Below are 19,484 nucleotides of genomic sequence, written 5' to 3' on the forward strand. Positions count from 1 at the left end.
GATGACATTTTTTGAGCTGATCACCGATCCGATCATTCAGGCAGGGACCCTAGCGGCAGTCGGGGCTTTCGTCTCGCGGGTGGCGCTGCGCAACAATCCGCGATTGCACCTTACTTTTCAGGTAACGTTCTTTATCGTCCTGACCACCCTGCTGCTTTATCACGGCATTGTTCCCTACGAGGCGGGACCAGCTACAGCCTCGGCTGTCCAGAAAGTTTTCATCGGGATTGCAAAGGTGATCTGGTGGATCAACGCCGCCTGGGCCCTTGTCGGTTTTGCGCGCGTGTTCCTGATCTTTGAAAGGCGTCCGCGGGAGGGGAGGCTTATCCAGGACCTGGTCGTCGGCATTATCTATCTTGGAGCGGTCCTCTCAGTCGTTGCCAACGTCTTCAGCCTGCCGGTGGGCACACTGATCGCGACATCCGGTGTGCTTGCCATTATTCTTGGCCTGGCACTGCAAAGCACCCTGAGCGACGTCTTTTCCGGCATCGCCCTCAATCTCGGCAGGCCCTATGTCATTGGAGATCTGATCGTTCTCGGCGACGGCACCGAGGGCAGGGTAGTTGAAACCAATTGGCGGGCAACGCACCTGCTGAACGCTAAAAACGACCTCGTCGTTGTCCCCAATAGCGACTTGGCCAAGGCAAGGCTTATCAACGTAAGCAACCCCGATCGCAGCCACGGGGTCAGCCTTACCGTGCGCTTCGCGGCAACGACGGCGCCGGGGGCCATCGTGGATATTATGCGCGCTGTCCTTTTGAGTTCAACGACGATATTGAATGTGCCGGAACCGAGCATCCAGATAAAATCGCTGGACGGCTCAGCCGTCGAGCTGGAGCTGTCGTTCCGGGTTGCGGATATCGCTCTGGCGGGGACTGCCCAGAACGAAATATTCGATCTGATCTATCGCCACAGCCTGGCGGCTGGCATGCCCTTGGCAACGTCCATCGTTCAACCAGCATCTGGCGCAAAGACGGAACCTGCCACGAGCAGCCGCTCCAGCCAAATGCGACTCCTCGACGCCCTTCCGCTTTTCAAAACGCTCACCGACGACGAAAAGGAAGTTCTTGCCAAATCCATGTCGCGTCGAACCTTCCGTAAATCGGATGTGATTGCTGAGCAGGGCAGTGAGATGAAGTCGCTGGTGATCGTTCGAAGCGGAGTTCTGGCCGTCACACGCGAAGAAGGCCACAGGCAGCTTCAACTCGCCAAACTGGCGCCGGGCGATTATTTCGGCGAGGCCAGCCTTCTGGCTGGCGCGGGGGAGCCGGGCACGGTGCGTGCGCTCGCCTCTACAGTTGTTTATGAAATCGAGAAATCGACCTTGGCGCCGCTGCTCCATGACAGGCCAAGTCTCGTCGATGAACTCAGCCTCATTTTGTGCAGACGAGCAGAGGCAGAAAAGCATTTGTTCGAGAACAGTACTGAGATTGCCGGCATCCATGCCATGCCCGGACTGGTTAAAAAGATCAGGCATTTATTTGAGATCTCGCATGTCGAGAGAACCGAGTAGTGCTACAATCCAAATTCGCAAAAAATTGCCTTTTATCGGCATTTTCAAACTAACGTTTATCGACGGTGATCGGTTTTGAACGAAACCGGCATCAGGATGAAGTGCAACCAAACTGACGTGGGCGCTCGAGTAACCAGATCGCGGAAGGGGATGTGACGTGGTGGATTCTGATCGGATTGACAACCTGATCGCAGCGGTGCCCCGCGCATTGGCACTTCGCGCCGGGCTGGACCTTGGCATCTTCACTTGGCTCGGTCGCAGCGCTATGACTGCTGACACGCTTGGGGCCGCACTCAAAATCGAGCCCGACCGTCTATCGCGGCTCCTCTACGCGCTCGCCAGCATCGGCCTCCTCGAAGTCAAGGACGGTCAATTTCGCAACGGAGCCGAAGCCTTGGCCTTCCTCGACGCGTCCAAGCCGACCTATCGTGGCGGCGATCATGCGCTCCTGCGCGAGCTCTGGGGAGCCGACCTGCTGACCGCAGAGTCGCTGCGACAGAACCGGCCGGCTGCGCTGCACGACTTTTCCGAAGCGGGGCCTGAGGCCGCGGTGGCCTTCAGCCGCATGCTCGCACCGGGCGGGGTGATTTTCGGCCGACATCTTGCCCAAGTGATGGACCTCTCGGGGATCGGTTCGGTGATTGACATCGGCGGGGGCGCCGGGACCATTCTCGTCGGACTTCGCGAGGGGCGGCCGCAGATTGCGGCGACGCTGATGGAACTCCCAACGGTCGCGGCCGTCGCGCCAGCTATCCTGTCAGAATACGGTGCCGACGACGTGGTTGTCGAAGAGGGAGACATAACTGTCGCACCATCGATCGGTCGGCACGATCTGGCGATCCTGAAGGCTGTAGTCCAGGTCTTGCCGCCGGACCAAGCGCGTAGTTCGATCCTGAACGCCGCGCGTTGCCTCACACCAGGGGGCGAGATCGCAATTGCGGGGTGGGGCGTCGTCGATGATGACCGCCTCGGCCCGCCTGAGGGTGTCTTTTTGAATCTCACATTCTTGAACCTCTATCGCCACGGCGAATCGTACACCGAAGGTCAGTATCGCGCGTGGATGACCGAGGCTGGATTCCGGGATATCTCCAGGTCGCGCCTGACGGACGGCTGTACGTTGTTTCGCGCGCGCCTCACGGGCTGATCGTGGCTGGCAGCCGTGTGTAAGATTTGGGTATTCGTAAGCAGCACTGTACGGCGCTATTCGAACAGCTCACGATTGTCAGATTCGATCTGTGGTAGATCATTCAGAATGCCGTTCAGATGCGCTCTCATGGCATCGGCTGCAGCATCGGCGTTTCGGGCGTCGATGGCGGTGACGATCTTCTCGTGCTGCTCGATAAGGTTGTTCATAGAGGCCGGGTTGCGAAGCTGCAGATTGCAAACCCGATCCATATGCGCCTTGATGTCTGAAATCGCGTTCCAAGCGAGACCGCAGCCGGCGCCTTCTGCAATCGCGATATGAAACTGTTCGTCCTCCCGGCGAAAGGCATTGTGATCCTGGTCGGTCATTGCCACTCGCTGGCGCTCGAGGATGCTGTCGATCTTTCGCCGCGTCCACGTATCGAAGCTTTCGCTGGCGCGCCGGACAACAGCAACCTCGATCGCCTCGCGCACGAAGCGGGCCTCCATCATCTGGCGCGCCGAGATGCGGACCACGACGGTTCCGCGATTGGGGCGGATTTCGACGAGCTTGGATTTTCCAAGGGCGATCAGCGCCTCGCGGACCGGCTGGCGGGAAACGCCGAGACGAGACGCGATCTCCTGCTCGGACAGGCGTGAACCGGGCGCGAGATCGAGACGGATGATTGCCTCGCGCAAATCCCGTTCGACCTGCGCGGCGGTCGTTTCCCCCGTCTCGATCTTCATCGGCTCGATCTTCAATGTCTCAAGGTTCATGCTTTTCGCTACCGTCATCTCGTTGACATTTGTTTTTAACCACCATACAGTACCATACAACATAGCGGCAGCACAAGCACGGCGCTCGACATGCCGAGCCAGGATGGAGGAGCCGGGGCGATAAATCCCGGTTGGTTGATGACGATACAATCTAATTTCATAAGCCCCAACTCTAGTGATCCGCGTTTGCAGAGTAAATCCCGCTACCGGATGCTTGTCGATGGCAAGTCTGTAGATGCAACCTCGGGCAAGATCATAGATCGGGTAAGCCCGGGCCATGCCGGCATCGTGGTCGGTACTTGGCCGGACGCGTCTGCCGACGATGTTCGCGCAGCGATCGCGGCCGCCCGCCGCGCCTTTGACATGGGGCCATGGCCGCGCATGTCGGGCGCCGAACGGTCGCGCCTGATGTTCAAGACGGCAGAGCTCATTCTTGCCCATGTGGAAGAGATCGCCCTGATCGAAAGCCTCGAGGTTGGCAAGCCGATCGCCCAGGCACGCGGCGAAATCGCCTTCTGCGCCGATCTCTGGTCGTATGCGGCGGGTCAGGCACGGGCTCTGGAAGGCCAAACCCACAATAATATCGGTGACAACCGTCTCGGGCTTGTGCTGAGAGAGCCTGTTGGTGTGGTCGGCATCATCACGCCTTGGAACTTCCCCTTCATCATCGCCTCCGAGCGGGTGCCATGGGCGATTGGTGGTGGCTGCACGGTGGTGCTGAAGCCGTCCGAATTCACCTCCGGCACCTCTATCCGCATGGCGGAACTGGCCCGCGAAGCCGGTATTCCGGATGGCGTCTTCAACGTCGTTACTGGCTACGGCGATCCGGCCGGCCAAATCCTGGCGGAAGATCCCGGTACAGACATGGTCGCCTTCACGGGGTCTGTGAGGGTCGGCACGAAGCTTGGCGAGATCGCCGCGCGCAGCGTCAAGCGCGTAGGCCTGGAACTGGGCGGCAAGGGCCCTCAAATCGTTTTTGCCGATGCCGACCTGGAGGCAGCGGCCGACGGCATTGCTTATGGCGTCTACCACAATGCCGGGCAATGCTGTATTTCCGGAAGCCGCCTTCTGGTGCAGGAGGACATCCGCGATGCGCTCCTCGACCGTCTCCTCGATATTTCCCGCAAGGTCTCTTTCGGTGATCCTTTGAACGAGCGAACGAAAATCGGCGCCATGATCTCGGAAGCACATGCCGCCAAAGTGCACTCCTATGTCGAAGCAGGACAGGCCGAGGGCGCTGAGCTGTTGCTCGGCGGTGCACGGGTCGGAGAGGGCGCTGGAATCTACTATGCCCCCACGGTTTTTTCCGGTGTCACCGCCGACATGTCGATTGCCCGCGAAGAAATCTTCGGACCGGTTCTGTCGACGCTGACGTTCAGGACGGCGGATGAGGCGGTCGCCTTGGCGAATGCATCGGAGTTCGGCCTGTCGGCCGGCGTCTGGTCCACAAATCTGGAGAATGCGCTCCAGAGCATCCGGCGCATTCGGGCCGGGCGTTGCTGGATCAACAGCGTCATCGACGGCGCGCCCGAGCTGCCCATCGGCGGCTACAAGAAGAGTGGTCTTGGGCGCGAGCTAGGCCGCTACGGTTTTGATGAGTATTCGCAGTTCAAGGGCATTCACGTGACCTTGGGCCGGCCGGATCCTTGGTTCGGGTGAGGTAGCTCGCCGGAAATTGAGGTAGAGGAGGAAAATCTCGGCTGGCGCGATCTTTGGTCGGAGCCCGCCAGCCGAGACATGGGGTCTTTCGACCCCGATTGCACATCCAAAGGGAGGATACGCAAATGAAATTGACCAGACTGAAAACCGCAATGCTTGCGGCGTGCGCAACTATGGCTTTCACATCCGCCGCCCTTGCGGCCGACGTCAAGGCAACGATGATTATCTACCTTGATCCGAGTGTCCAGTTCTTTAACCCCGTCGTCAAAGGCGCACAAGATGCCGCGGCTCAGTTCGGCGTCGATCTCGACGTGCAATATGCCAACAACGATCCAGTCCGTCAGAACGACCTGATCGAGAGCGCTACGGTCAGCGGCGTCGACGGCATAGCCGTCGCAATCTCCAGTTCGGATGCTTTCGATGCCAGCATTTGCGCCGCCGTCAAGGCGGGCATCATCGTCATCGGTTTCAACAATGACGACTTGGAGGGCGCCAAGGGCAATTGCCGCCAGGCTTATGTCGGCATGAACGAGTTTGCCTCCGGCGTCGAGCTTGGCAATCGCATGATCGAGCAGTTCGGCCTGAAGGAAGGCGACGTCGTCTTCAATCCGCGCGAGATTCCCGAAGCCAGCTTCGCGGTTGCGCGTGGTGGTGGCATTGAGAAGGCGATGAAGGAAAAGGGCATTAAGGTGGAGACTGTTCGTTCCGGGCTTGACCCGGCCGAAGCACAGAACATCATCGCCCAGTTCCTTATCGCCAACCCGACAGTCAAGGCGCTGTTCGGCACGGGATCTGTTACCTCGACTGTCGGCGCAGGCGCCATCAAGGATGCTGGCGTCAAGATCCCCTTTGGCGGCTTCGATCTCGCGGTCGAAATCGTCAATGCCGTGGAATCCGGCGCCATGTTCGCGACGATGGACCAGCAGCCTTACCTGCAGGGGTACTATCCGATTGCCCAGATCGCGCTGGCAAAAAAATACGGTCTGACCCCGACCGATGTCGATACGGGCCAAGGCGCCTTTCTCGATAAATCGCGCATCAGCTCGGTCAAGCCGCTGATCGGCAGCTACCGATAGAGCGCAGCGCGTGAAGACCTTCCGGCGACAGCCGGAAGGCCCGCTTATCCCTGGAACAGAGTAACGACAGTGACCTACGCCATGACCGACAGTGCCGTGCCGAAATCGCGCACGAAAAAACAATCGCTGCTGAAGCAGATCATGACCATGCCGGCCGGAGCCATTCTCCTGGTTTTCGCGACCCTCCAAATCGTCTGCATCGTCGGTGCGCTCGCCTATCCCGACGACTTCCGTTACCTGTCACCGCAGAATCTGACGATTCTGATGAAGGCCATTCCGGTGTTGGGCTGCCTTGCGCTGGGTGCTGGCATCCTGATGATTGCTGGTGAGTTCGATCTATCCGTCGGCTCCGTCTACACATTGACGGCGGTCCTGATGGCGAGCCTCGTCGATGGCGGCATGAGTGCTTTCATTGCAGCGCCGCTCGGCATTCTGTTGGGGGTGATGATCGGACTTCTCAACGGTACGATCACGTTGCGCTTGGGCCTGCCATCCTTCATCGTCACGCTAGGCGGCCTGCTGTTCTGGCGCGGCGCAGTGCTGCTCTACAACGGCGCCGTTCAGGTGCGTTTTGATCCGGAACCTGCCTTTTCGAGCCTTTTTGCCGGGACACTCCTTGGCATCAATGCCGCCTTCATCTGGATCGTCCTGTTCGTTGTCGGCTTCTATTTGCTGCTGCACCGTCACAAATTCGGCAATCATGTGTTCGCCACTGGTGGTAATCCTGCCGCGGCAACGGCCATCGGCATCAACACTGACCGCGTCAAGCTGGTTGCCTTCGCCATTGCCGGTGGCATGGCGGCGGTCGCCGGCATCATCGCCACGGCGCGTGTCGGAAGCGTCCAGCCGGGGCAGGGCGCCGGGCTGGAGCTTCAGGCGATTGCCGCCTGTGTCATCGGCGGGCTTTCCCTGCGCGGTGGCCGCGGCTCGATCATCGGCATCTTCCTTGGGGTCATGCTGATCCACACAATCACCGATGTGCTTCTGTTGCTCAGGGCCCCCGGCTTCTATCTCGACATGTTCATCGCAACGCTGATCGTGATCGCCGCCGCCTTCAATCATCTCATCGAACGTCGGGGGACCGCATGATGTCGGCACCCAATCTTCTCGAACTGCACAATATCTCCAAGAGCTTTGGAGCGCTGACGGCGCTTAGGGACTTGAGCTTCCACATCGGCTCAAGCGAAGTCGTCGGCCTTCTGGGCGACAATGGCGCCGGCAAGTCGACTACCGTGAACCTCATTTCGGGGATATATAAGCCGACCTCCGGCTACTTGAGCGTCGACGGCGAAAAGACATTGTTCACCTGCCGGTCCGACTCCGCCGATGCGGGCATCGAAACGATCTACCAGAATACCGCGCTGGTCGACTCGCTCTCGATTACCCGCAATATCTTCATGGGCCGCGAGCGCACCGATGCCTTCGGCTTTCTTAAACAGGTCGAGATGCGCGATATCGCTATGGAGGTGCTGGAAAAGGCTGTCCACATTTCCGGTATCGATTCTCCCGATAAGCTGGTAGGGGACCTATCCGGCGGGCAGAAGCAGGCCGTCGCCATCGCGCGCGCGGTCTTTTTCAAGCGGCGAGTTCTGCTTCTCGATGAACCGACCTCGGCACTGTCCGTGCGCGAAACGGAAGCCCTGCTGGCGCAGGTGCTGAAGCTGAAAGCTGAGGGAGTGTCGAGCGTGCTGGTGACGCACAATCTCTACCACGCCTACCAGGTATGCGACCGGTTTGTGATCATGAGCCATGGGACTAAAGTGTTCGATGTGAACAAGGCGGACACCACCATCAGCCAACTCACCGAATATGTCGTCCTCACCTGACCTTCCATCAAACTGCAAGAGGCAAATGCTGTGATAATTTCCGTAAACGTGCGCCAGGTCGTTGGTCCAGAAGACGCTGCCAAGCGCGACACGCAAGGCCTGCGCAAGGACTTCCTGATTGAGGGGCTTTTTTCGAAAGGCCAGATCAATCTCACCTACAGCCATCTCGACCGGATGATCGTGGGTGGTATCGTCCCGGCGGGGGAAGACCTCGTGATCGACCAGGTCAAGGAAACCGGGACCAGCCAGTTCCTTGAACGCCGCGAGGCCGCCATTCTCAACATCGGCGGCAAGGGCACGGTGATTGTCGGCGGCGTCGACTATCCGCTCGGCTTCCAGGACGCGCTCTATGTCGGCATGGGGCAGGGTACGTTGTCGTTCCGCAGCGACGATCCGGCAAATCCGGCCGAATTCTATCTCCTGAGTGCGCCGGCACATCGCGCCTGTCCGACCGTTCTGATCAAGCTCGACATGGCCAAGAAGGTGCGCACGGGCTCGACTGAGGAAGCCAATGCCCGCACGATCAACCAATATGTGCATCCGGATGTTTGTGAAAGCTGCCAGCTTCTGGTCGGTCTGACGACATTTGAGCCCGGCTCCGTCTGGAACACCATGCCCGCCCATGTGCATGACCGGCGCATGGAGGTCTATCTCTACTTCGGCATGGAGGAGGCGACTCGTGTCTTCCATTTTATGGGTGAACCGCACGAAACACGGCATCTCGTACTGAAAAGCCATGATGCGGTGCTGTCGCCCGGGTGGTCCATTCACTCCGGTGCCGGCACCGGGCGGTATTCCTTCATCTGGGCGATGGCCGGAGATAACATGAGCTTCACCGACATGGACAAGGTCCCGATGGAAAGTTTGAGATGAACCCGTTTGATCTCTCCGGCCGATGCGCCATCGTCACCGGTGCCAACACGGGCATCGGCCAGGCGATTGCGGTCGGTCTAGCAGGTGCCGGCGCAGACATCATCGGCGTCGGGCGCTCGCCGATGGAAGAAACCGCAGCCCTCGTAACAGCCGGCGGCCGGTCGTTTCATCCTCTTCTGGCCGACCTCTCCAGGATGGACGATGTGCGCACTGTCGTCGAGCGAGCAGCAGCCATTCGAAAGGGACCGGATATTCTGGTCAACAATGCCGGGATCATACGCCGGGCCGATACGATCGATTTTACCGAGGAGGACTGGGATGCCGTCATGGACACCAATCTGAAATCGGCGTTCTTTCTCTGCCAGTCCTTCGCCAGGATGGCGATGGCGGAGAAGGGGCCTGCCAAGATCATCAACATCGCCTCGCTCCTGTCGTTCCAGGGCGGCATTCGTGTTGCATCCTACACGGCGGCAAAGAGCGGCCTTGCAGGCCTGACGCGGCTGATGGCAAACGAGTGGGCAGCCCATGGTATCAACGTCAACGCCATTGCCCCTGGCTATGTCGAGACCAACAACACCGCGGCGCTGCGGGCGGATGCCGAACGCAATGCCGATATCCTGAAACGCATTCCGGCCGGACGTTGGGCGCAGGCGGACGATATGGCTGGAGCGGCCGTCTTCCTTGCATCCCACGCTTCGGACTATGTGCACGGCACGGTCCTTCCCGTCGACGGCGGATGGCTGGCGCGATAATGAGAGTACAGATGTCTAACTATCACACCTTGCCTGACGACTTGGCCTGGACGGAAACCTCGCCCGGCAATCGCCGCGCCGTTCTTTCGCATCGCCCGGAAATGATGCTCGTCGCCTTCAGCTTCGACAAGGGCGCGATCGGCGCGCTCCATTCCCATCCGCATACCCAGGTGAGTTATGTGGCGAAAGGTGCCTTCGAGGTGACTGTCGATGGCGTGACCACGACGCTGCCCACCGGCAGCAGCTTCATCGTCGCCCCTAATCTCGTTCACGGCGTTGTGGCGCTTGAGGATGGTTTGCTGATTGACACGTTCACGCCGAGACGGGACGATTTTCTGTAAGGCGTCCGAAACCGTTTTTTCACTCACCGGGGCGACGGGTACCGTCGAGTACGGATGTTAGTGGGCATGGTTCGATTGGGGTCAGTTTCCTTAATGCGATCGGGCTTCTCCCGTCAAATATCGCAACCGGGGTTGTGTCAGGCACCAAATGCAATGTAGTTTGCCGCCTTGGTACAGTCTTGCTTTTCATGGGGAGCATACAGAAAAGATTTATGCCTGACTTTGGTCACTAGGCAAATTAAATAGAGGATTCTCACGATGTCCAATGCGGTTTCAGATTCATCCAATACTTCCAAAAATCTCTCCAAGAGCCGGATTTTGCTATTTGTTATTCCAATACTGTTCCTCGCGGCATGCGCGTCTTCCGAGAAGAAGTGGGTCCATAGCGAAGAGCCTGTCACACCCGCGAACAAGGATATGGCGGAATGCAAATATCAGGCTGCCGGTTCAACCGCTGCCCTAGCCACTGACGGTTCTGCCAGAGCTAAGGAACAGGCCAATCTTGTCAGTGCATGCATGCAGGCAAAGGGTTATAAGCAATAGCATGCTAGGCTTTTGAGACCGTTGCCGGCCGATACCTCAGAAAAACGTCCCCGGCTTTTAGCGCCGTTGCTTCGACGAGGTTTAGCTTGAGCTTGTCTGTCAGGTTTCTGAAAAGTGGTTTGCCATCGCCCAGCGCCTCTGGTTCTACGACGAGCTGATATTCATCGATCAGATTGAGCCGCGCCAGATTTTGCGCTGTCCTCACGCCGCCATGGAATACAATGTTCTTGCCAGGCTGCCGCTTGAGCGCCGAAACGGTCCGCACCATGTCTTCATCATTCTTTACCAGCAGCAGCTCGCTATTCTCCCAAGGCAGCCGCTCCTCGGTGTTTGAGATGACTGCCTTGTGTGCGCCTGTTGCCCAGCGGGCATAGGCACGGTAGCCGCTCGATAGATCGGGATATTTGGTTTCCGCTGTCAGCCAATAGCCGAGCAGTTCGTCTGCCACGAGCCGCCCGAGCAGCAGTGTGTCCGAGCCGCTGGTCAGCTTGGGTACTACCGTGTCCATGATGCCTTGATCATCGACCGTGCCATCATCCTCAGATCCGCTATCGCCACCTGCGGTTGGCTGCGAGGTCTTTTCAGCGGCAGCAACGTAGCCGTCCAGAGATATGTGCATGAACAAAATCAGCTCTCTCATTTTTCCTCCTTCAGGCGGGCTTCATTCGCGCCTGTTGTCCGGCAAAGGACGTGTCGAGGCCTCCGATCCCGACATTCATTGAGAAAAAATTTGCTCAGTGGCCGCCCAATACCAAGGTCTGGACGGGCAGCATCAGTGCCTGCATTCGAATGATCATGGCATGCACGACGGCGACGGTGTCGACCATGTGGAGGAACAACCATTTCCCCGTGCCGATATCCTTTGCCGCAAGCGCGTCGTGGTTATTGGTATAGGCATTGGCAATGCAACTGCTGCCAGGCGGAATTCCATCGAGCGCACCGGCATAAAGCGGCTGCAGAAATACCGTCAGTGAACCTCCTTTGGCAATCTGCTGCACGTCTATCAGTTGGTCTGATGCGCGGAGTTGCCCGGCGGCAATCACATCCTGAACGTCGGTCACCACCATGGGAATGATCGTAAAGGGTTTGCCAATACATGTGGCCTCGGCAATCATGCCTTTTTTCATCACCTGAGCCTCTATCTGGCCAAAGCCGGCAACCAGGTTCACGCGTCCAGCTTCCTCCGGAACAAGGATGCCGGCCGGCCGTATCATCGTGTTTACGATATCGCCAGGCCGCAGCACGAACTGCTGGACGGTACCTGCGACACCCGCCCGAACCAGCGTTTTGTCGATCTCTACTTGTGCCTGCGCAAGCGCTGCTTCTGCACTTGCCTTCTGCGCCGGGAGGAGGGATGAGAGCTTGATCTCGATGGTGCTTTTGTTGGCGATAGCAGCGTCGAGCGCTCCCTTTCGACCGTCAGCGGTGATTTGCAACCGCTCGACCTCTCGAACCGAGACGTCTGCCTTGCGCCGTAAAAGCTCTTGCCTGGTCGCCAGCTCATCCAGAGCCTGCTGGTATGCGCCTTGCGCCTGCTGAATGAGCCCATCCGCTGCCGCCAGTTCCGTTCGTGCAACCGCCATCGCGGCAGTTGCTTCGTCAATGGCGCGCTGTGCCGTTTCGTGCGCCGCTTCCTGTGCCGAACTATCAAGCCGGAACAGTGCGTCCCCAGCTTCCACCTTTGAATTGAGGCCCACGAACACTTCGGCGACACGGCCGGTGGCTTCGGGAAGGATGCTCACGGTGCGGAATATCGCGGTGACGTTCTTGGTTGATGGATGATAGTAAAAAATAACGGTAATCAACGATACCGTCAGCAGGAGACACGCAGTGATGCCCCAGCGAAGCTCGTACCACACCGTATAAAGAGTAATCTCGCGACCGAGACGTCTTCCCTGGGCATAACGGCGGAAAAGATAGTCCGGAAAGACTGTGAGCAGCGAACAGAGAAGTAGCTCTAACATAACTCAGATACCCCCGCCTGTTGTGTCAGATTTCAGCTCGGGTTCGGGGGACGAGACGATAGCCTGCTCCTCGCTGGTTCTATCGCGACCAGAGAGTTTCTCGAGCGACTGTGCAATTGAAACCATCGGCGAGGAGAAATCCGGAAAATCAATCAATGCCAGCAACAGGCCGGCGATCCAGAAGATATGGTTGTGGGTAAACAAGGAAATAAGCGCAAGGACCGCTACAATCTCCATTTGCACTTTTTTCCCACGATGCGCCATTTGCTCGGGTAGGGCATGCAGCCGGAAGTAGAAATTGCCGACGATGAGGACCATTGCCAACAGGAATATGACGACCACGTTGAACAGCCAGTCGGTTTGACCAGGGGCGGTGATAAAAACCGGCAGGTGTTCTATCGCTGCCGGGTGTATTGCGTCGGCCATTTGTTCCGTTCCCCTCGGTGCTTCGTGGCCGCAATCGACCATTCATCCCGCGCGGCCAATATTGTCCGTGCAAGCGCAGCATGCATGTTGATGAATTTCGAAGAAAGTACGTAACAGTAACTAAGCGGGGAGCAGCTGTTGGGAGCAGCTGTTTAGCGGCGCGAGGCTCGAAAAGCCTCGCGCTATTTTGTTAGTGCGCGGCGGGGGCTTCTTCCACCACCACTTTACGTTTGCGGCCGAAAGACCGGAGTGCGACGTAGAACACCGGTGTCAGGAACAGGCCGAAGAACGTAACGCCGAGCATGCCGGAAAATACCGCCGTACCGAGCGACTGGCGCATTTCGGCACCTGGTCCCTGTGCGATCATCAGCGGAACAACGCCGAAGATGAAGGCGAAGGCGGTCATGAGGATCGGACGCAGGCGCAGACGGCTGGCCTCGATAGCCGCTTCGACCGGGGTGGCACCATCCTCCTGGTGTTGCCGGGCGAATTCGACGATGAGAATCGCGTTCTTCGCCGCCAGACCAATCAGGACGACGAGCCCGATCTGCGTCAGGATATTGTTATCCATACCTCGCAGGTGCACGCCGATGAGTGCAGCCAGCACGGCCAATGGAACGATCAGAATGATCGCCAGCGGTAGAACCCAGCTTTCATATTGCGCGGCCAGCGCAAGAAAGACGAAGACCACGGAAAGTCCGAAAATCAGTATCGCTGTGTTCCCCGTGCTTCTCTCCTGCAATGCAAGCTCGGTCCAGTTGAAGGTTGTGCCGGGCGGCAAGGTTTTCGCCGCGAGCTCCTCCATCTTATCGAGCCCTGTACCGGTAGAAACCCCGGGGGCAGAATTGCCCTGGAGCGGCACCGACACGTACATATTGTAGCGCTGCACGAGCGATGGACCGGTTGTATCCCTGATTTCGACAAGCGTACCCAACGGGACCAGCGCGCCAGTCGCCGAGCGAACTTTCAGCGCGAGAATGTCCGCGCGATCCACGCGGAATTGCTGATCGGCCTGCGCGCGTACTTGATAAACACGGCCGTAAGCGTTGAAATCGTTCACATAAGACGTACCGAGATTGATCGATAGCGCCTCGAAGATGTTCGGAATGGGCACGTTCAACGCCCGAGCCTTGTCGCGGTCGATATTAAGGAAGTATTGCGGGCTTGAGGCGGAGAACGTCGTGTAGACGCCGGTAAGACCTGGTGTCTGGTTGGCTTCTCCCATCATCTGTTGGGCCAGGCCCAGAACGCGGCGCATATCGGAACTGTCGCGATCGAGGAGCTGCATCTTGAAACCACCGGCGTTGCCGACACCGCGAATGGATGGCGGCGGCACGGCGATGATGAAGGCTTCCTGAATGCTCTGCAGACTTCCATAGATTTGGCCAATGATCGAAGTCGCCGACTGCCCGTTCTTGATCCGCTCGTCAAACGGCTGGAACGGCGCGAAAACGACGCCGGCATTCGAAGCATTGGTGAAGGTCGCGCCACTGAAGCCGGCGAAGGCGACCGAGTTTCTGACGCCGGGGATGCCACGGATAATCTTCGAAGCCTCCTGGACCACCGCATCTGTGCGGGCGAGGGAAGCTCCGTCCGGCAGCTGGATAACGACGATGGCATAGCCCTGATCCATCTGGGGAATGAAGCCGCGCGGCACCAGATTGGACATGTACCATGTGGCTCCGAGCAGTCCGACGAACACGAGAAGCGAAGCGAGGAGGCCGAGCGTTGATCCCACAAGGTGCCTCACGATCCAGGAATAGCCCGATGCCATTCTATCGAAGCCTCTGTTGAAGCCGTTGGCGAGGCTTCGCCCGAAACGCGCGAGCGGATTGTTGGAAACCGCGTGATCGTGTGGACGCAGGACAATTGCTGCCAGGGCGGGCGAAAGCGTGAGCGAGTTGAGAGCCGAAATCGCTGTCGCCGCAGAAATCGTCACGGCAAACTGCAGGTAGAACTGGCCGGAAATGCCGGGAATGAAAGCTGTCGGCACGAACACTGCGATCAGTACCAGCGAGATGGCGATCACAGCGGTACCGACTTCATCCATGGTGGTATGTGCCGCCTGCTTTGGCGTCATGCCGGAGGCAAGGTTTCGTTCCACGTTTTCGACGACGACAATCGCATCGTCGACGACGATACCGATGGCGAGAACGAGACCGAACAAGGTCAGCATATTCAGCGAAAAGCCGAATGCCAGAAGAATGGCGAACGTGCCGATCAACGAGACCGGGATCGCAACGATGGGAATGATTGCGGTACGCCACGATTGCAGGAAGACGAGCACGACAAGCGCGACGAGAATTATTGCTTCGAAGATCGTCGTGTAAACATCGTTGATCGACTCAGCGATGAATTCCGTCGGATCATAGACGATGTCGTATTTGAGGCCTGGAGGGAAATCCTTGGCAAGCTCCTGCATCGTCGATTTGATGGTCGCCGCAGCTGCAAGCGCATTGGTGCCGGGCCGGCTAAAAATGCCGAGCGCAACGGCGGGACTGCCATCGAGGTAGCTGTTGGTCACATAGTCCTTCGCACCAAGTTCAATGCGGGCTACATCCTGCAACTGGACGAGGCGACCATCTGCGCCAGTCTTGACGATCACATAGCGAAATTGCCTGGCATCCTCGAACCGGCCCTGCATCGTGACAGTATACTGAAAGGCGTTTGTGCCAGACGTTGGCGGGCCGCCGATTTCACCGCCATTGACCTGTACGTTCTGGTCACGCAAGGCCTGCACCACATCGCCCGATGTCATGCTATAGGCGGCCAGTTTCTGCGGATCGAGCCAGACGCGCATCGAATATTGGCGCTCACCGAAAATGGTGATGTCGCCGACGCCGTCGAGCCGTAGCAGCACGTCGCGGATGCGGGTGTTGGCATAGTTCGACGCGTAGAGCTGGTCATAGCGGTTATCCGGCGAAAGCACGTGCACGACCATCATCAGGTCGGGCGAGCTTTTCGTCGTGGTTATGCCGTTGCGCTGGACATCTTCCGGCAGCTGCGGCACGGCGATCGCGACGCGGTTCTGCACAAGGACCTGTGCCTTGTCGAGATCGGTACCAAGCTTGAAGGTGATGGTCAGCGACATCGAGCCGTCGGCTGTCGAATAGGATGACATGTAAAGCATGTCCTCGACGCCGTTGATCTGCTGCTCGATCGGCGTCGCCACCGTATTCGCTATGGTTTCCGCATCGGCGCCCGGATAGGACGTGCGCACCACGATGGTCGGCGGAGCGATTTCTGGATATTGGGCGACGGGGAGCTGTGTATAGGCAATGCTGCCGACAAGCAGCAGTACGATCGAAAGGACAGATGCAAAGATCGGCCGATCGATGAAGAAATGCGCAAACCTCATTGACTGGCCTCCGCCGTCTTCGCCTCTGGCGGAAGCTGGACGAGTTCGGGTTTAACCTTGCCGCCTGGGCGAACGCGCATCAACCCATTGATGACGATTGTTTCGTCGCCGGTCAGCCCCTCGCGAATGACGCGGTAGCCATAAAGCTTGGGACCCGGGCGAACCGGCTTGCTCGTGACGGTACCGTCCTCAGCGACGACAAAGACAACACGTTCATTCTGGTCTGAGCCGACGGCTTCGTCAGGAACCAAAATCCCCTTATAGGTGTTCGAAGCGGCCACTTCGACACGACCGAAAAGCCCTGGCTGCAGGATGAAATTGGGGTTGGCGAAGCGTGCGCGAACCCGCATCGTGCCTGTCGCGTCATCAAGCCGATTTTCAGCAAAGTCGAGTTTGCCCTTCACCGGCGGTTCGTTGGTGTCAGTGAGTGTGACAGTAACGTCGAGGCCGCCACCGCCTTCCTGCAAGTTGCTACCACGCTCGCGCGCCGTCCGCGCGTAGTTGAGCAGGTTCCGCTCGTCGACGTCGAAATAGAAATCGATCGGGTCAAGTGAGACAATCGTGGTCAGGATCGTGTCATTGGCATTGACCAGATTGCCCACTGAAATTAACCGGCGATCGATGCGCCCATCCTGCGGGGCAGTGATCTGAGTATATGTAAGATTGAGCTGGGCACCGTCGACAGCCGCCTGAGCGCCGGCCACACTGGCCTGGCCCGCCAGGAAAGCGCGCCGCTGGTCATCGAGCGTCGATACTGACAGCGTGCCGCTGCCGGTGAGCGACTGCGTCCGCTTGTACTGTGCCTCAGCATAAGTCAACGTTGTCTTGGCAACTTCGAGCGACGATTTGGCCTGCTCCAGCGCGGTGACATAAGGCCGCTGATCAATTGTGAAAAGCGGGTCGCCTTTCTTTACCAAAGCGCCATCGGTGAAATGAACCGTATCGAGATAGCCATCGATGCGTGAACGGACGGCAACCTGGTCGACGGCTTCAAAGCGGCCGATAAACTCATCGCTGTCTACTACGTCGCGCACGACCGGCTTTGCAACGGTCACAGTCGGAGGAGGCGGTGGAGCCGCGGCTTCCTGAGCGAGAGCTACCGATGCCGACAACGCGGCGGCGGTAAAACCAAGTTTTAAGGCTGTAAACAACGCGCGTGACAAGGGATAGGCCTCCATGGCAATGAGACTTCCTGTGTGTCGTACGGGGAAAAATGCCAATCTGCTCAATCGATTGAAATAGCTCGAAGACAGGTTTCCACGGACGATCAATCTAATTATTGCAAGTCAATTCAAAGGGCTTCGACCTGATTTAAATACGACGACTTTCGGCCAAGGCGTAGTCATAATTGATCTGTCGCAAAACCCCGTAAGGGCAGATTTGCACAGTTCGATTTCGTTGTCACCCTGCAATCGCGGGTGGCAATGGGCTGGTGACAAGCAATTTCATCCCCCGCAAAGGCTCTACCATTGATTTTTATACGTAAGGCAAGTAAAGGGAGCGACCAGTCGGTAAGGGTACTGTTTCTTCCGTAACTTTGTGCCGGATTGTGTGGTACAATCGATGCTATAAAACGAAGTTGAGTTAGAAATAAACCAATAAAATCAACGCGGATGGCGGAGCTTGGCTCACTCCATCCGAACCAGAAGCCACGACGGCATGAGTTTTTCTCCCGCAATTTGGCGAAAGAGCCGGTGACGGCGGGACGAATGTTAAAAAGTGAAGGTTTGGACATGCAGGTTACTGAAACGCTCAATGAAGGGCTGAAGCGCGAGATCAAGGTCGTTGTTCCGGCCAAGGATCTGGAAGCAAAGCTTTCCGAACGCCTACAAGGCGCCAGCGCAAAAGCGCGCATCAATGGTTTCCGTCCAGGCAAAGTGCCTATGGCGCACCTGCGCAAGATGTACGGCAAGTCATTCATGGCTGAAGTCGTCAACGAGATTTTGAGCGATTCTTCACGCACGATCCTTGCCGAGCGCAATGAAAAGTCGGCTACCCAGCCTGAGGTCGTCATGACCGAAGACGAGAAGGAAGCGGACAAGGTATTGAGCGGTCAGGCCGATTTCGAATTCTCGTTGAATTATGAAGTTCTGCCTGCCATCGAGATCAAGGACACCTCCAAGATCAACGTCACGCGCGAAGTTGTTGACGTCTCCGACGAGGAAGTCGAAGAGCAGGTCAAGCGTGTTGCGAGCTCTGCCCAGACGTTCGAGACGAAGAAGGGCAAAGCTGAAAGCGGCGACCGCATCACGATGGACTACCTCGGCAAGGTCGACGACGTTCCTTTCGATGGTGGCGCGGACAGCGATGCGACGCTGGTCCTCGGTTCCGGCCAGTTCATCCCGGGCTTCGAAGATCAGTTGATCGGAACCAAGGCCGGCGATGAAAAGCAGATCAAGGTCACGTTCCCGGCCGAATATCAGGCCGCGCATCTTGCAGGCAAGGATGCGACCTTCGACGTAACTGTCAAGGAAGTTGCCAAGCCGGGCGAACTCGAAATCAACGACGAGACTGCCAAGAAGCTCGGCATCGAAAGCGCCGACCGCCTGCGTCAGGTCATCCGCGAGCAGATCGAAAGCCAGTACGGCAAGTTCACCCGTCAAAAGGTGAAGCGCCAGATACTTGACGCGCTCGACAGCGAATATCAGTTCGAGTCGCCGGAACGTCTGGTCAATGCCGAGTTCAACAACATCTGGGCACAGATCGGTCACGACCTGCAGGAAGCTGGCAAGACCTTCGAAGACGAAGACACCACGGAAGAAGAGGCTCGCGACGAGTATCGCAAGCTGGCTGAACGCCGCGTGCGTCTCGGTCTCGTTCTTTCAGAAATCGGCAACAAGGCTGGTATCGAAGTGACCGAAGACGAGCTGCAGCGCGCTGTTTACGATCAGGTTCGCCAGTATCCCGGTCAGGAACAGCAGATCTATGAATTCTTCCGCAAGACGCCGGAAGCAGTCAACAATCTGCGCGCTCCGATCTTCGAGGAAAAGGTAGTCGATCACCTTTTGTCGAACATCAACGTCACCGACAAGAAGGTGACCAAGGAAGCGCTGATGGCCGATGACGAGGCTGACGCCAAGTCGGATGAAGCCAAGAAGCCTGCCAAGAAGGCGGCGCCGAAAAAGGCCGCGAAGAAGAAGACAGACGACGAGGCATAAGCCCTCTCCACAGCATCCAAAAAAGGCCGCTTCAAGCGGCCTTTTTTATGTCCGGATAGCGCAGCGTTCATGCATGATACGGGAACCTCTTCATTT

At 57.9% G+C, this 19,484-nt stretch carries 18 protein-coding genes; 11 read left to right on the forward strand and 7 right to left on the reverse strand.

Features of this window, described 5'->3' with window-relative positions; translation table 11 throughout:
• The first annotated feature begins 1 nt into the window (after position 1).
• Together PHA01_RS13290 and PHA01_RS13295 are read left to right on the forward strand one after the other, a co-directional pair.
• On the forward strand, positions 2 to 1,513 hold the full coding sequence (locus PHA01_RS13290; protein WP_271896235.1) for a mechanosensitive ion channel family protein: 1,512 nt from the start codon (positions 2 to 4) through the stop codon (positions 1,511 to 1,513).
• Between the two features lie 157 nt (positions 1,514 to 1,670).
• Positions 1,671 to 2,657, forward strand: coding sequence for a methyltransferase (locus tag PHA01_RS13295; RefSeq protein ID WP_271896237.1), 987 nt, complete (start codon positions 1,671 to 1,673; stop codon positions 2,655 to 2,657).
• Positions 2,658 to 2,713: 56 nt separating this feature from the next.
• Here the strand turns inward: PHA01_RS13295 and PHA01_RS13300 are convergent, their stop codons facing one another.
• Positions 2,714 to 3,430 carry a GntR family transcriptional regulator gene (locus PHA01_RS13300; RefSeq protein ID WP_271896239.1) on the reverse strand — a complete coding sequence of 239 codons (717 nt, stop codon included), beginning with the start codon at positions 3,428 to 3,430 and terminating at the stop codon, positions 2,714 to 2,716.
• Between the two features lie 126 nt (positions 3,431 to 3,556).
• Here PHA01_RS13300 and PHA01_RS13305 point away from each other — a divergent pair, with 126 nt between their 5' ends.
• The 8 genes from PHA01_RS13305 (at position 3,557) to PHA01_RS13340 (ending at position 10,482) form a co-directional block, all read left to right on the forward strand.
• A complete protein-coding gene (locus PHA01_RS13305; RefSeq protein WP_271896661.1) occupies positions 3,557 to 5,071 on the forward strand; it encodes an aldehyde dehydrogenase family protein in 1,515 nt (504 codons plus the stop codon).
• Between the two features lie 125 nt (positions 5,072 to 5,196).
• On the forward strand, positions 5,197 to 6,147 hold the full coding sequence (locus PHA01_RS13310; RefSeq protein WP_271896242.1) for a sugar ABC transporter substrate-binding protein: 951 nt from the start codon (positions 5,197 to 5,199) through the stop codon (positions 6,145 to 6,147).
• An 81-nt stretch (positions 6,148 to 6,228) separates the two neighbouring features.
• On the forward strand, positions 6,229 to 7,236 hold the full coding sequence (locus PHA01_RS13315; protein ID WP_417020963.1) for an ABC transporter permease: 1,008 nt from the start codon (positions 6,229 to 6,231) through the stop codon (positions 7,234 to 7,236).
• On the forward strand, positions 7,236 to 7,973 hold the full coding sequence (locus tag PHA01_RS13320) for an ATP-binding cassette domain-containing protein (protein ID WP_271896663.1): 738 nt from the start codon (positions 7,236 to 7,238) through the stop codon (positions 7,971 to 7,973). The genes PHA01_RS13315 and PHA01_RS13320 overlap by 1 nt, the downstream gene beginning before the upstream one ends.
• Positions 7,974 to 8,003: 30 nt before the next feature.
• On the forward strand, positions 8,004 to 8,846 hold the full coding sequence (gene kduI, locus PHA01_RS13325) for a 5-dehydro-4-deoxy-D-glucuronate isomerase (RefSeq protein WP_271896247.1): 843 nt from the start codon (positions 8,004 to 8,006) through the stop codon (positions 8,844 to 8,846).
• The gene (kduD, locus tag PHA01_RS13330) at positions 8,843 to 9,598 is read left to right on the forward strand and encodes a 2-dehydro-3-deoxy-D-gluconate 5-dehydrogenase KduD (RefSeq protein WP_271896249.1); all 756 of its coding nucleotides are present in this window, start codon (positions 8,843 to 8,845) and stop codon (positions 9,596 to 9,598) included. Before kduI ends, kduD begins: the two co-directional genes overlap by 4 nt.
• Positions 9,599 to 9,609: 11 nt before the next feature.
• Entirely contained in the window at positions 9,610 to 9,939 is a 330-nt protein-coding gene (locus PHA01_RS13335) for a cupin domain-containing protein (protein WP_271896251.1), read from the forward strand.
• Between the two features lie 258 nt (positions 9,940 to 10,197).
• Positions 10,198 to 10,482 (forward strand): hypothetical protein, encoded by a 285-nt coding sequence (locus tag PHA01_RS13340; protein WP_271896253.1) that lies wholly within the window; start codon positions 10,198 to 10,200, stop codon positions 10,480 to 10,482.
• 4 nt (positions 10,483 to 10,486) lie between these two features.
• On the opposite strand, the gene PHA01_RS13345 is transcribed toward PHA01_RS13340, so the two are convergent.
• From PHA01_RS13345 to PHA01_RS13370, 6 genes are all read right to left on the reverse strand, one after another.
• Positions 10,487 to 11,122 (reverse strand): dihydrofolate reductase family protein, encoded by a 636-nt coding sequence (locus tag PHA01_RS13345; protein WP_271896255.1) that lies wholly within the window; start codon positions 11,120 to 11,122, stop codon positions 10,487 to 10,489.
• Positions 11,123 to 11,216: 94 nt separating this feature from the next.
• Positions 11,217 to 12,446, reverse strand: coding sequence for an HlyD family secretion protein (locus PHA01_RS13350; RefSeq protein WP_271896257.1), 1,230 nt, complete (start codon positions 12,444 to 12,446; stop codon positions 11,217 to 11,219).
• Positions 12,447 to 12,449: 3 nt separating this feature from the next.
• Positions 12,450 to 12,872 carry a hypothetical protein gene (locus PHA01_RS13355; RefSeq protein WP_271896259.1) on the reverse strand — a complete coding sequence of 141 codons (423 nt, stop codon included), beginning with the start codon at positions 12,870 to 12,872 and terminating at the stop codon, positions 12,450 to 12,452.
• 190 nt (positions 12,873 to 13,062) lie between these two features.
• The gene (locus tag PHA01_RS13360; RefSeq protein ID WP_271896261.1) at positions 13,063 to 16,230 is read right to left on the reverse strand and encodes an efflux RND transporter permease subunit; all 3,168 of its coding nucleotides are present in this window, start codon (positions 16,228 to 16,230) and stop codon (positions 13,063 to 13,065) included.
• Positions 16,227 to 17,393, reverse strand: a complete 1,167-nt coding sequence (locus PHA01_RS13365) for an efflux RND transporter periplasmic adaptor subunit (protein ID WP_417020969.1) — start codon at positions 17,391 to 17,393, stop codon at positions 16,227 to 16,229. Before PHA01_RS13365 ends, PHA01_RS13360 begins: the two co-directional genes overlap by 4 nt.
• 179 nt (positions 17,394 to 17,572) lie before the next feature.
• Positions 17,573 to 17,965 (reverse strand): hypothetical protein, encoded by a 393-nt coding sequence (locus tag PHA01_RS13370; protein ID WP_271896267.1) that lies wholly within the window; start codon positions 17,963 to 17,965, stop codon positions 17,573 to 17,575.
• On the opposite strand from PHA01_RS13370, the gene tig reads away from it, so the two are divergent.
• Positions 17,964 to 19,388, forward strand: coding sequence for a trigger factor (tig, locus tag PHA01_RS13375; protein WP_183663684.1), 1,425 nt, complete (start codon positions 17,964 to 17,966; stop codon positions 19,386 to 19,388). The genes PHA01_RS13370 and tig overlap by 2 nt on opposite strands.
• The last annotated feature ends 96 nt before the right edge of the window (positions 19,389 to 19,484 follow it).

Origin of the sequence: Candidatus Phyllobacterium onerii (assembly GCF_028331445.1) — a bacterium.
GTDB lineage: Bacteria > Pseudomonadota > Alphaproteobacteria > Rhizobiales > Rhizobiaceae > Phyllobacterium > Phyllobacterium onerii.